Source organism: Paraburkholderia bannensis NBRC 103871 (genome assembly GCF_000685015.1).
Taxonomy (GTDB): domain Bacteria; phylum Pseudomonadota; class Gammaproteobacteria; order Burkholderiales; family Burkholderiaceae; genus Paraburkholderia; species Paraburkholderia bannensis.
In genome coordinates this window covers 1-12,714 of the sequence record NZ_BAYA01000048.1, presented here as the reverse complement: position 1 = coordinate 12,714, position 12,714 = coordinate 1, and the positions used below count along the sequence as shown (strand labels likewise).

Below are 12,714 nucleotides of genomic sequence, written 5' to 3'. Positions count from 1 at the left end.
GGCAACCCTGATTCAGGGCGTCGAAAAGGCCTCAATGTCCCCGGACGTTACCCGGCCGCCCCGGCGTAGAGCGGGTCTTCAGACCGTCAATCTTACGCGTTCGATGACGCGTCTTCCATCGTATTTTCGCTTGACGATCGCAACGGCAATCAGATGATGCACGCCTGAGCGCTAATTTAAGATTCACTTAATTTTTCGTGGCTAGATTACGCGATATGGCACGTTATGCTTTAATTTTCCCGTTGCCCGCAGTGCCGCAGCGAGAGCCGTCAACGTGCTGTTTTCGAACCTGGACGCAACGTCCGGTCGTCGCCGTCGTACCGGTGGCAGCTTTAGCCCAGCCTCTGCGCTGGGTCTTTTTTTGATCGTGCCGACATGCAAACTTCAACCTCTTCGTCAGCTGCAACGCCAGGCTTCACCGCATCCGAAAGGCGCGCGACGATGTCGCTTGCCGCGATCTTCGCGCTGCGCATGCTGGGTCTCTTCATGATCATGCCGGTGTTTTCGGTCTACGCGAAAACCATTCCCGGCGGCGACAACCTGCTGCTCGTCGGCATAGCGCTCGGTGCTTACGGCGTGACGCAGTCGCTTCTGTATATCTTCTACGGCTGGATTTCCGACAAGGTCGGGCGCAAGCCCGTGATTGCCGCCGGCCTCGTGATGTTCGCGATCGGCAGCTTCGTGGCTGCGGGTGCGCACGACATGACGTGGATTATCGTTGGACGGGTGATCCAGGGCATGGGCGCGGTGTCGTCGGCCGTGCTCGCCTTCATTGCCGACCTGACCTCCGAGCAGAACCGCACCAGGGCGATGGCGATGGTGGGCGGCTCGATCGGTATTTCGTTCGCGGTGGCGATCGTCGGCGCGCCCATCGTGGTGCACTGGCTCGGCATGAGCGGCCTGTTCACGCTGGTCGGCGTGTTCTCGATCATCGCGGTGGGCGTGGTGCTCTGGATCGTGCCCGACGCGCCCAGGCCCGTGCACGTGCGCGCGCCGTTTTCCGAAGTCCTGCACAACGTCGAACTGCTGCGCCTGAATTTCGGCGTGCTGGTGCTACACGCGACGCAGACCGCGCTGTTCCTCGTGGTGCCGCGCCTGCTCGTCGATGCGGGTCTGCCGGTCGCCGCGCACTGGAAGATTTACCTGCCTGTCATGGGCCTGTCTTTTGTGCTGATGGTGCCTGCCATCATCGCGGCGGAGAAGAAGGGCAAGATGACGGTGGTGGTGGTATCGGCCATTGGGCTTATCCTAATCGGCCAGCTTCTGCTCGCCTCGCTTGCGCATACCATAGCAATCGTGGCCGCCGTGCTGTTCGTGTACTTCCTCGGCTTCAATATTCTGGAAGCGTCGCAGCCTTCGCTGGTGTCGAAGCTCGCGCCGGGCAACCGCAAGGGCGCGGCCACCGGCGTCTATAACACCACGCAGTCGATCGGCCTCGCGCTAGGCGGCGTGGTGGGCGGCTGGCTGCTCAAACACGACGGCCCAAACACCGTTTTCTATACGTGCTCAGGCCTCGTGTTCTGCTGGCTGATCTGCGCCGCCTTCATGAAGGCGCCTGTCAAGCGCGCCTGACTCCTCCAACCAGCCAAACATTTCAGCGACATCGCACTTTCCACACGCTCCTGCTTTTGTGCCTCGCCCGACCGATCCCGCTTCTTCGCAAACTGGGCCGTGAAAGACAGCTGTGGGTCGTGCCCGCGGGAAATCTCTCTTCGACACTCCGATCATGAAACAGACAGGCCTTTTCCTCCTGCTCGCCGCCAGTGCCGTCACCGCACAGGCACACTCGTGCCCGCATGGCTCTCCGGTCCGTGTAACCGGCGACGTGCCGGCTGCAATCAGCTACGACATATTCACCCACCTCTATCCGCTCAATGCCGACGTGCTCGCGCGCATGGCCGCCGCACAACAGGTCACGATGATTCACGACGGCACGGTCCTCTGCGCGATCGAAGACGACGGCGTACCCAGTCCGGATGCCGTCCTCGTTGCGGGCCCGCAGGGCCGCATGAACTACTGGCTGTCCCGTGCTGCCGTACAACCGCTACGCCAGTAGCCTCGCGGCAGCCTGCGCACGTGCACCGGTTAGCGATACAACTCGTGCGCGACCTCATCTCGACCCACACGCCCGACTGGAGATACGACCCGCCGGATGTCGAAAGCACGCAAATACTTCAGCTTTAGCCGCCACGACCTGAGCCTCCCTCGTTTTCATCGTGGACGATCCAGCTTCGCAGGTCTGCTTTTCACTGGCGCGTTCCTCACCCTGATCTGCCGCGCGGCGTGGGTACAGTGCGTTGAAGACGACTTCTACCAGCACCAGGGAGAAATCCGCCAAGTCAGCGACATCGAACTACCAGCCTCCCGGGGACGCATCGTCGATCGTGACGGCCGCCCTCTCGCGCTCAATCTGCCCACCCGCACACTGTGGCTCGACGCCGAGGCACCTGACGCCCCGCCATCCACTACGCAAATCGACGCGCTCGCGAGCGTGCTCCATATCGATCCCGATCTGATCGCGCACGCGTACGCCTCGCATCGCCGCTTCGTCTATCTGTCCCGCCAGATCACCCCCGATCTCGCCGCGCGTGCGATGCAGCTCGACCTGCCTGGTGTGTATGCGAGCAAGGGTTATCGGCGCTTCTATCCCGAGTCGGCGATCGCATCCAATGTCGTGGGCTTTACGGGCATCGACGGACGCGGACAGGAAGGCATTGAGCGCGCGGCCAATAGCCAGCTCTCGGGCGTGGATGGCTGGCGACGCGCACTGCATAATGCGCGCGGCGACATCATTGCCTCGCTCGCGCATTCCACGCCGCGCGATGGTACGGACGTTCAGCTCGCGCTTGATTCGCCGATTCAGCACGCCGCCTATCATGCGTTGCGGGACACCGTTCAGCACTTCGACGCGCACTCGGGCTCGGCAATCGTGCTCGACGCACACACGGGCGAGATCCTCGCCATGGCGAACTGGCCAAGTTTCGATCCGAACAGCCGCGCTCGCACCAGCGGCTTGCAGATGCGCAACCGCGCCGTCACCGACGTGTTCGAACCCGGCTCGGTGATGAAGCCGCTCACCATCGCGCTCGCCTTGCAGCAAGGTCGCATCACGCCTGATTCGATCGTGACGACGGGCCACGGCCGTATTCGACTGGATGGCGCGACGATTCACGACGACGCCGACTTTGGAACGCTCACGGTGGCTGGCGTGATCGAAAAATCGAGTAACGTGGGCACCACGAAAATCGCGTTGATGATGCCGTCGAAGGACATGTGGCAGAACTTCCATGAACTGGGTCTGGGGAAGGCTCCGCACGCGGGGCTACCCGGTGCGGCGCGCGGTAGCGTGCGCCCCTGGAACCACTGGCGCCGCATCGAGCAGGCGACCATGGGTTACGGTTACGGCCTGTCCGCCTCGTTGCTGCAACTGGCGCAGGCCTACACCGTGTTCGCTAACGACGGGGTCATGGTGCCCGCGACGGTGCATCGCCTCGACGCACCAGCCACCGGCCATCGCCTGTATTCGGCCCGCACCGCGCAGGAAGTGCGTGCGATGATGCAACGGGTGGTGAGCGCCAGCGGCACCGCGCCCGATGCGGTCGTGAACGGCTACTCGGTCGCCGGCAAGACCGGAACCGCGTATCGCTGGACGTCGCACGGCTACGATCGTAGTCAGTATCGCGCGTCGTTCGTCGGCATCATTCCAGCAGTGCATCCGCGCGTGATCATCGCCGTCTCCATCGATAATCCGCGCAAAGGTTCACATTTTGGTGGCGCTGTCGCTGGTCCGGCGTTTGTCGCTATTGCGACCAGGACGATGCAGTTGCTCAATGTTTTGCCTGACAGTCCCCTTGATTCTTCCGGGCACGTGCCTCTTACCTGAGCCCGGAACGACGGCCGGCGGAGGTCGTGCGTCCGGCCACGCGATGTCCTCTGCGCTGCCGGCATTCGGACCAGATATTTCCGGGGGGCGTGAGCAGAGTCCGGGCATGACACTGCAACGATCAATCGCCGACCGGGACGCGATGCCAACGTCTACTTCGAGCTCCTGGTGCCGACCAAAATGTGAAGTACGACGTCGATCGCGAAGTCTGATTTCCGCGGGCTGGTGAGGACCACTTCACGGCCCTGTGCACGACTACTTCCTGGCGTCGATTCCAAGACGCGCTACGCTCAATGCGTGTATTTCCCGGACGACCGGCGATGGGTAATCGAGAAACCAGCCACGGTCCAGATTGAAGAGCCTGGTTAGCCCAGCTTCCTCGCGGGGAAAGGGCAGTTCACGCACGCTTTCTGCAAGCGCGCGGCCTCGACCGCCTTGGCCCGTTCAGTCGCAGCGTGCACCGTTCGAAGACAACCAGATCTGGCACGACTCAATCATATGATCGGTTCGCAGCCATTCCCCACTGCGCGCATATGCGAGCAATTGACCGACCACCAGGAAGGTGAGCAGCTCGGCTTTCGTTTCTTCATCCATTCTTGCCACCCACATCGACGTCAGCTGGACCTCTGCCGGGAAGCATACAGGCCCCAGCCCAGCCCTGCACATCCCGCAACGAACGAGCCAAGTAGCACGCCGAGCTTGGCTGCATCCATCGCGCCCTGCCCAGAGAACGCAAGCGTCGCGATGAAGATCGACATGGTGAAGCCAATGCCCGCGAGCAGTGCCACAAGGCTGACTCCACGCCAGGACATCCCGGTCGGCAAACGGCAAAGCCCGGTTCTCACCAGTATCCAGCTCGTCAGGAACACACCGACGGGCTTGCCGATGATGAGCGCAAGTGCCACGCCCAACATGATCCAGACGGTCTCGTGGCTCGTGAAATCCACGCCGCCAAGCGGCACGCCAGCATTGGCCAACGCGAAGAGCGGCATGATCCCGTATGCAACCCAGGGGTGAAGCGCCCACTGCACCCGCACGACCGGTGGCAGGAGATCGCGTTGTGCCACGCGGAGCGTGTGCATCGGCTTTTCCAGCTGGTCGAATTCCTGCGCATTCTGGACGTCAACTTCGCTCACGTGACGCGTCGCTTCCGACAGTTCGACCAGCACGCGCTCGTGCCCGCGCGACGATACGACTGGCGTCATCAGCCCCAGCACCACCCCGGCAAGCGTCGGATGCACGCCGCTGATGAAGAGCCCCATCCAGACAACTGCGCCCGGAAGCATGTAAGCCGTGGCGCGGTTGATATCGAGCCTCTGCATGATGACGACGGCAACGATACCGGCCGCGGCGAGTGCCAGGCCGCTGGGGTCAAGTCCCGCCGGGTAGAAGACCGCGATGATCAGCACCGCGATAATGTCGTCCACAATCGCGAGCGTCAGCAGAAAGATCCTCACGTTACCGGGAATCGACCGCCCGAGCAGCGCGAGCACGCCAACCGCAAAGGCAATGTCCGTCGCCGTCGGCACGGCCCATCCGTGCGCTGCATTCGTACCGTGGTTCACCGCAAGATAGATGAGCGCCGGCACCGCCACGCCGCCCATAGCAGCACCAAGCGGTAACGCCGCCTGCCTAGAATCGCTCAGCGAGCCTGCGTGGATTTCACGGCGGATTTCCATACCGACAACGAGAAAAAACACGGTCATCAGCCCGTCGTTGATCCAGAAGTGCACGGATTTCGAGAAAAGGAATTCGCCCGCACCAAGTGTCAGCGGCGACTTGAGGAGTTCGTGATAGTTGCCCGCGAATGGAGAATTTGCCCAGATGAGCGCGATAGCGGCAGCGATGAGCAGGATGATGCCGCTCGCGGCTTCGACATGAAGGAAGTGTTCAAGCGCCGTGAAGGCTTGCTTTGCGATGCGCCTGGGGTGAGTGAGCGGGCGTGAGAAGTCGTTCAGTCGCATGGGCGTGTCGAGTCCCGCGTGGCGGCCCGACCAGCGCGAAAAACCTGTCTCGCTGCGGAATGCAGCTAACACCCTGACAGTATTTTACAGCTTCATCCAGCCGCCCATCGCATCCCGGCCATCGCGCGAAGCCCCCCGCTCGTTCAGTGAGCGCCATCTGGGTTGTCCGCCATGCCCGTTACTGCTCGAAGATTCGGGCTTCGCCCCTTCCGGGGCTACTCGCGGCCAGCCAAAACATCTGGCGGCCCCCGGCTTCAGCTTTCCACCGGGGATCACTCCCAGACCAATTGCGAGCCAATTCTGATAGGTTAAAGCTGCGGTACTGAAACCTGCACAGAAGTATGCGAATTTTGAACAAGTGAGATTACTACTGGCGAGGTTTAATGGCCGACTCGGACGTAGTCAAATCGGCGCCTGGATTTCACGGTACTCGGCAGCGCATAACCACTGCCTGATTCAGGCACGGCAGACGACTCGTCCGGAATTGAGCGCCTGCACAAGATCCATCATCGCAAAGGATTCAAGATGACGCAGCTCGTACATCATCCGGCGTACCTCTTCGTCATGCTGATCGTGCTGCTCTCAGTGGCTGCTGCGCTCGGGGCAATTGGTCTGAAACGTGCCATTCCACTTTCGGATGACGCGCGCGACAACTACAACGTTGTGCAGGGCGCGACGTTCACGCTGCTCGCGCTTCTGATTGGATTTACGCTCTCAATGGCGGTGAGCCGATATGATCAGCGCAAGAACTTCGAGGAAGAGGAAGCGAACGCCATCGGCACCCAGTACCTGCGCGTAGAACTGCTTGGAGAATCAAGAGCCACGACGATAAAGGCGCTTCTGCGTGACTATGTGCAACTGCGCATCGAATACTACAAGACGCGCGACCCGCGCGAACTTGAAATCATCAATGCGAAGACCGCTGAACTGCAAGGCCAGTTATGGACTGGCGTACGCGAACCGGCGATCGCGCAACCCACTCCGATCTCGGCGCTCACAGTAAGCGGCATGAATGATGTAATCAACACTCAGGGCTATACGCAAGCGGCGTGGGTGAACCGCATTCCAGTTTCGGCATGGACGCTCATGATTTCGATCGCGTTTTTCAGCAACCTGATGCAGGGGTATGGCGCGCGCGGCGCGAGCGGGCGACGCGTATTGCTGTTCGTATTACCGGTGACGTCATGGTTGGGCGCTCGCGAAAGGCGTGCTTAGCGGTGTCTTCATGATTCTGGTGCATGTATCCGGTCGGTTAGGCCCATCTATACATCTCGCGATTTTGCCTCTTGGCGCTGTATAAATTTCGTTTCGAATCAAACACCCGCTGACTACCCGCCGCGACTTCCCAATCGTGGACATAACTGTATCGGCGCGACCATTTGATCCACGAACCGTGACGAAAGCCCGAAACTGCAAGATATGGTTGGCAGTATCGACCCGATGTTTTGGATCGCTGCGTCAGGCTCGGCGACTGACGCTCGAAGCGTGGGGGCACTCTCTAGGCTTTGAAGGATTCGGTGTGCGTGGCGAGGCACCGGCAAATTGGACGTCCCGCGCAGGTTGATTCCCACTAGGTGGGTCGGCGCGATTCTTCTCAATTGTTCGGGTTCCAGTGGCTTGCCCGTGGCTAGTGATGATTTGCGTCCCGAGCATTCCCGGCCGCGTCGCCAACCCGCGTTGCTTCCAGCGGCGTATTCGAGTGGCGGTCGGTGGATCACGATCGCTACGACTTAAATGTAGGTAGCCTGAATCAAGAGTGACGCAAGGTCATACAGGCCAGACTGCGTGAACAAACGGCCCGATTTTGCTTGCCGCCCCCCTCACACTGTTCTGGAAAGTAAACGGTGGGCTCGTACGCTTGCGGTGACGGCACATGAAACATCGCCACATCGCATGCCGGAACCGCGTCAGGTCTTGTGCATCATCCGTGCAGCGGTGGCATTACGACTCGATGAGCAAGAGCCTTGACCGCGACTATCTTCAGGCATGCCTTTTTCCGAGAGGTTCAATCAGTTCAAATCCTTCCGGCTTTACGCAATAGCCGGTTCCGAGGTAGCCGCGATAGCCGCTGAATGGTCAAGATCGCCGTGAGCGGTAACTCGCTCCGGAGGGGGGCTCAAACAGAGAATGGGAGACGACGAATGCTGGACATCCTGCGATTCGGCTGCAAGACAGCGTTCGAACTGCGGGATCGAGAATAGTAGTTGCGACGAGTCGCTCCGTTGACTGCCTGCGGTGAGCAAACGAGCGCGGCGATCAACGTCAAAATCACGGTGATTCATGCGCGCCAGGCAACCACCGGCTACATCATAGCTGGATCCCGCGCTTCGCATTCGGTGTTTTAAGCATTTTTTAATTTTGGATACCTATCAATAAGGCGTGTGCACAGGCGCAAATGAGATTCGCTGCCAACGCGAGTTACGCAGCAAACAAGCGCCGAGGCAGCTCAAAGCGAGCCTGCGGATTGAACATCGTCCTCCGGACAGGCGAACGTAAGACAAGGAGACCTGAAATGAGCGATATGTCGAGCCTGACACTATCGGGAAAGCTGCGTCGTGAAGCTGGAATCATAGGACTTTTGTTCGCGAGTGCCACCAGCATGATCGGCTCGGGCTGGCTATTCGGCGCCTATCACGCCGCGAGGATCGCGGGCCCTCTCAGCATAGGGAGTTGGATCATCGGCGCGGTCATCATAATGCTGATCGCGCTCTGCTTCGCCGAACTCGCCGTACTGTTTCCGCGCAGTGGCGCGCTCGTGCACATGAGTCACGCGAGCCACGGAGACGGGCTCGGTCGCCTCTGGTGCTGGCTCCTCTTCCTCGCGTACGTGGCCGTGCCGGCCGTCGAAGCCGAAGCGATCGTCACCTACGCGAACAACTATCTGCCCTGGTTCATCCGCCCCGGCAGCGCCGGAGTGCTGAGCGTGACTGGGTTCGTCGCGTGCGCCGCGCTGCTCGGGGTCACCGCCCTACTCAACTTGATGATGGTCAGATGGTTGCTCAACTTCAATTCGGCGATCACTTGGTGGAAGATCCTAGTTCCCGTGCTGACCATCGTCGCATTGATGGCCAGCAGTCCGCACTGGAACGTGACGAGCGCAGCGCCCGGCACGTACAAGCTGGAAGGCATGTTCACCGCGCTGCCCGCCGCGGGCATCGTCTTCAGCTATCTGGGTTTTCGCTCTGCGATCGACCTGGGCGGCGAGAGCGCACATCCCCACCGCAATATTCCGCTTGCCGTGATAGGGGCGGTCGTGCTTGCCGCCGCCATCTACATCATGTTGCAGGTCGCCTTCATCTGGGCACTGTCGCCAGCCGATCTCGCGCACGGGTGGGCGCAGATCAGTTTCAAAGGCGAAGCCGGGCCGTTTGCTGGTCTCGCCGCCACGCTCGGTCTTGGCTGGGTGGCGACGTTGCTATACGTCGACGCGTACATATCGCCGGGCGGCACTGGGCTGATGTATGTCACGAGCGGATCGCGCATTCTGTTTGCTGCTGGTGAAATGGAAGCGGGCCCGCTTGCGCTGACGAGGCTGAACGGGAATGCGGTGCCGTGGGTGGCGGTGGCTGTGATGTGGGTGGCCGGCACGATTTTCCTGCTGCCTTTCCCGGCGTGGCACAAAATGGTTAGCTACATTACGTCAGTGACAGTTCTCACCTACGGGCTTGGCCCGGTTGCGCTGCTCGTGCTGCGTCGCAATCTGCCGGAACTGCGGCGTCCATTTCGGATGTGGGCCGCACCCGTGTTAGCGCCGCTCGCATTCATCTGCAGCAATCTCATCATCTACTGGACCGGCTTCGCGACTATCTCATTCCTGTTCTCGCTGGTGGTAATCGGCTTTGCAATCTACGCCGTGTACTACCACGTCGTCATGCGCAAACCGGCCCGCGAATTTGGATGGAAACACATTGCGTGGCTCCTTCCGTGGTTTGGGGGCCTCTGGCTGCTGTCGTGGCTTGGCGGTATCGGTGGCGGACATGGCACGATCGGATTTGGCTGGGACGTTCTGCTGGTTGCGATCTGGAGCGTGATGGTCATGCTATTTGGCATGCATTGCGCGCTGGATAAAGAAAAGACCAGTGCGATGATGGAGCGTATGAATCGGACCAGTTGATCCCGCTTCGCGGGCCTGATCGGGGCGAAGCTACCATGAGGGATGACGCAAATTTGTGGTGGCGTGGAATGCCCCTCATCATGACTGAAAGACCGCTGCAAGACGACATGCGTGGTACGAACGCGTTGCACCACGTGCCGCTCGCACCGCCTCAAGAAGTTGCTGGACGAGCACCCGGGACATCGATTGCACGCGCGTGCACTTCGATAACGAGGTCGAGAACCCCGTCATCGACGGTGCGGCCGAGGTAACTCTGGATGCCTGTCATCGACTGGAGTCGCTACGGGCGAAACTTTCTACTACCGCTCTGGATGGATTTGCTGTGCGCGGCCTGACGTCCGAAAAGCAACCTGCCCAAGGAGTCCGGGGTGGCGTGCGCGTCGAAAAGAGTGTCGGTTCCGCCGTATTTGCCGGCATCGAACCTGGAGACATCATCCTGATGGTCGACAACACGCCCGTATCGGGTCCGCGGCAGTTCCACGACAAGGTTGAAAGCAGCGGACACGCGCTTGCACTACTGGTAGAGCGTAGCGGGCGAACGGATGTTCGTGACCATCGACATGGGCTAGCCGCAACAGGACGGGCATACATCGCACCACCGCATCGCTCTTGGACGCCGAAATGAAACGTACAGTAACTTCGCAGTCGGGCTTCACGGAAGAAACAGAGCGGGATCGGCCAATCCTTCCGGAAGAGAGCCGCAGACCCCATCTGCCCTTCAGCGTGATCATTCTCACGCTTCCCGTGCTGATCGCTGCACTGGGCATCAGCCTGGGGATTCTCGGCTTAATCATGCAAGTGTTCGGCGCCTGACGTCACCTTACTTTATCGACGGTCGAGTCGCGCGGCGCGAGCGTCCAGCTATCAACAGTCGAAGTGCGGAGCCCATGATGAAAGCAATTCTCGAAGAACCAGTCGACCCACAACGTCGCATCTGGCTGATTGCAACGTCGACGACAGGCGGTATCGCTGGCGTCGCGACGCTCATCGCCTTCATCGACTCTTTGCTCCGCCTGCGAGCGCCAAGGCGGCCGGCGCGCGCCCTTGCATGCTGACCTCACGACCCTCTTGCCTAGTTCGATGATGACCGTCGCGTGGCGCGGCAAGCATGTTTTCATTGTCGATCGCACGCCGGAAATGCTCGCTGCGGTGGTGAAGGCAGCTCTGATGGTTGCCGATCCGCACACCGAGTATCTGTTCTCCATGCCGTTGCCGGCATATCGCCGCAATGAGTATCGCTCGCGCCGGGAGCATCCGAATTTTCTCGTGGTAGTCGGCGTGTCCCTGCATCTGGACTGCACGTCGGTTTCCCGCTTCCAGGCCAGCGTGCAACTGAATCTTCCGGATGACTGGCTAAGCGGTTTTCTCTGCCCTTGCTTCGGCTCCACGTACGATCTCGCTGGACGCGTCTTCAAAGCAAAAGTAAGGATCTATCCGCGCCAGCTAGGTGATGAATAGCATCACGTGATACCGATCTGGTGGAGTGCCTTGAGTTCCGTTGTCGACTAGGCCGTTTCCGACACTGGGCCAGCTCGCGCAGCGCAATTGCATCATCCTCGCTAATTCTATGCCGCTTTCGACGTCATCAGACAGTTGAGGCAGCACCTCGCGACGATGACTATCGTCTTCGGCGGGGATCAAGTGGGGCCGCTGCAAGTCAGCAGCGTCATAGTGAAGGAGAAAATTGCGGATGCCGTCGTCATCAGCATTCACATATCCGGGTCTCGCGTGAATGTCGACACGCGTGGACAGTGTGGCAATGAGAATGCATGGTGCGCAATAGACAAAGAGGACGTCATGAAACTGAGGGATAAATGGGCCGAGGTCCGGCGGCACATCGACGCACTATCGCACCCCGCAAAGCTACACGACGCTTCGGGCTTCTCAGGGGATCTGAGGACAACCGCGAGGGGTCATCGTCTATCAGACTGCAGATGGTTTTTGCTGCATGTACCGAGGCCTTCCCGTCGACTTCGAGGAAATGCTGGACGTACAGATGTGGTCGGAGGAAATAGACGTCCTGTATTTCATGGGGATGTAAGCGTGTGAACACTCGATGGAATCCACCCAAAGTCACGCTAGGGCCACTAGCTATGAACGAGATCAGCGCGTCGGCTCTGGGCCATGATGCCTCGTCGTGGCCAACGGCAACGGGTTTCTCATTGCCTAGGCTGACGGCTTAGAACTGTGAGCCGGATACGCCGAGCGCGTGATTGCATTCATCCGTGCCGCGCTCGTCCGTATTGCCCTGAATCAGCACATGCTGGGCCGGATGGTTGCGCGGATAACTGGCGTGGGTGCGCAACAAAGGAAGATAAATGTCCTTCACGTCAAAGCTGTCTAAATCGAAATAGACGCTGCGTCTGGCCAGTTGGCTGTTGGGATAGTTCAGCTCGTTAAGTGATGTTGTCACCCCGGTGACGGGCTGGGTGATGGCGGCGCTCGTGTTCGCCCCCCACCCGCTTGCGGTGCCGCCGTTGCCGAATGGCATCCGGCAAGTATCGCGGCCAGCATGATACCAGTGCAGGATCGCCTCAAGTTCATCGTGGCACATTGATGCCGGCTCGCGGCTTCCGCCGCAGCCACCGGACGGGGAAGTCCCTTTCATTCTCTAGAGTTCGTCCGAAGTCGGTGAGCGATGCATCAGGACAGAAAACGCATTCCGCCTTCATGCAGGCGATCGATTGAGCCAGAGCGCCACCGGTTTTGGGCTACGACTGACATCACCTTTCAGTAGCTCCGGTCTCCCGGCC

General features: G+C 60.1%; 9 protein-coding genes and 2 pseudogenes. 8 read left to right on the top strand and 3 right to left on the bottom strand.

Features of this window, described 5'->3' with window-relative positions; all coding sequences use genetic code 11:
- The first annotated feature begins 375 nt into the window (after nucleotides 1-375).
- From BBA01S_RS36690 to BBA01S_RS36680, 3 genes are all read left to right on the top strand, one after another.
- Nucleotides 376-1,572, top strand: coding sequence for an MFS transporter (locus BBA01S_RS36690; protein ID WP_042298493.1), 1,197 nt, complete (start codon nucleotides 376-378; stop codon nucleotides 1,570-1,572).
- 154 nt (nucleotides 1,573-1,726) lie between these two features.
- Nucleotides 1,727-2,056 carry a hypothetical protein gene (locus tag BBA01S_RS36685; protein WP_027820761.1) on the top strand — a complete coding sequence of 110 codons (330 nt, stop codon included), beginning with the start codon at nucleotides 1,727-1,729 and terminating at the stop codon, nucleotides 2,054-2,056.
- A 96-nt stretch (nucleotides 2,057-2,152) separates the two neighbouring features.
- A complete protein-coding gene (locus BBA01S_RS36680; RefSeq protein ID WP_027820760.1) occupies nucleotides 2,153-3,883 on the top strand; it encodes a peptidoglycan D,D-transpeptidase FtsI family protein in 1,731 nt (576 codons plus the stop codon).
- Nucleotides 3,884-4,327: 444 nt separating this feature from the next.
- On the opposite strand, the gene BBA01S_RS47360 is transcribed toward BBA01S_RS36680, so the two are convergent.
- Together BBA01S_RS47360 and nhaA are read right to left on the bottom strand one after the other, a co-directional pair.
- On the bottom strand, nucleotides 4,328-4,477 hold the full coding sequence (locus tag BBA01S_RS47360) for a hypothetical protein (RefSeq protein WP_156966229.1): 150 nt from the start codon (nucleotides 4,475-4,477) through the stop codon (nucleotides 4,328-4,330).
- Between the two features lie 20 nt (nucleotides 4,478-4,497).
- A complete protein-coding gene (nhaA, locus tag BBA01S_RS36670; protein ID WP_027820759.1) occupies nucleotides 4,498-5,847 on the bottom strand; it encodes a Na+/H+ antiporter NhaA in 1,350 nt (449 codons plus the stop codon).
- A 564-nt stretch (nucleotides 5,848-6,411) separates the two neighbouring features.
- On the opposite strand from nhaA, the gene BBA01S_RS44455 reads away from it, so the two are divergent.
- The 5 genes and pseudogenes from BBA01S_RS44455 to petA all read left to right on the top strand — a co-directional run.
- The gene (locus tag BBA01S_RS44455) at nucleotides 6,412-7,062 is read left to right on the top strand and encodes a bestrophin-like domain (RefSeq protein WP_156966228.1); all 651 of its coding nucleotides are present in this window, start codon (nucleotides 6,412-6,414) and stop codon (nucleotides 7,060-7,062) included.
- Between the two features lie 1,297 nt (nucleotides 7,063-8,359).
- On the top strand, nucleotides 8,360-9,961 hold the full coding sequence (locus BBA01S_RS36660; RefSeq protein ID WP_027820758.1) for an APC family permease: 1,602 nt from the start codon (nucleotides 8,360-8,362) through the stop codon (nucleotides 9,959-9,961).
- Between the two features lie 196 nt (nucleotides 9,962-10,157).
- Nucleotides 10,158-10,586 (top strand): PDZ domain-containing protein, encoded by a 429-nt coding sequence (locus tag BBA01S_RS47355; RefSeq protein ID WP_156966227.1) that lies wholly within the window; start codon nucleotides 10,158-10,160, stop codon nucleotides 10,584-10,586.
- Nucleotides 10,583-10,774, top strand: coding sequence for a hypothetical protein (locus BBA01S_RS47350; RefSeq protein ID WP_027820756.1), 192 nt, complete (start codon nucleotides 10,583-10,585; stop codon nucleotides 10,772-10,774). Before BBA01S_RS47355 ends, BBA01S_RS47350 begins: the two co-directional genes overlap by 4 nt.
- 74 nt (nucleotides 10,775-10,848) lie before the next feature.
- A pseudogene (gene petA, locus BBA01S_RS48315) lies at nucleotides 10,849-11,383 on the top strand (ubiquinol-cytochrome c reductase iron-sulfur subunit); the annotation flags it as partial.
- A 665-nt stretch (nucleotides 11,384-12,048) separates the two neighbouring features.
- Here the strand turns inward: petA and BBA01S_RS44445 are convergent.
- Nucleotides 12,049-12,505: pseudogene (locus BBA01S_RS44445) on the bottom strand (peptidoglycan-associated lipoprotein).
- Between the last annotated feature and the right edge of the window lie 209 nt (nucleotides 12,506-12,714).

Coding starts and splice junctions, on each gene's coding strand:
- BBA01S_RS36685 (WP_027820761.1), top strand. CDS start 1,727: ATGAAACAGACAGGCCTTTTCCTCCTGCTCGCCGCCAGTGCCGTCACC.
- BBA01S_RS47360 (WP_156966229.1), bottom strand. CDS start 4,477: ATGGATGAAGAAACGAAAGCCGAGCTGCTCACCTTCCTGGTGGTCGGT.
- BBA01S_RS36690 (WP_042298493.1), top strand. CDS start 376: ATGCAAACTTCAACCTCTTCGTCAGCTGCAACGCCAGGCTTCACCGCA.
- BBA01S_RS47350 (WP_027820756.1), top strand. CDS start 10,583: ATGAAACGTACAGTAACTTCGCAGTCGGGCTTCACGGAAGAAACAGAG.
- BBA01S_RS36680 (WP_027820760.1), top strand. CDS start 2,153: ATGTCGAAAGCACGCAAATACTTCAGCTTTAGCCGCCACGACCTGAGC.
- BBA01S_RS44455 (WP_156966228.1), top strand. CDS start 6,412: ATGCTGATCGTGCTGCTCTCAGTGGCTGCTGCGCTCGGGGCAATTGGT.
- nhaA (WP_027820759.1), bottom strand. CDS start 5,847: ATGCGACTGAACGACTTCTCACGCCCGCTCACTCACCCCAGGCGCATC.
- BBA01S_RS36660 (WP_027820758.1), top strand. CDS start 8,360: ATGAGCGATATGTCGAGCCTGACACTATCGGGAAAGCTGCGTCGTGAA.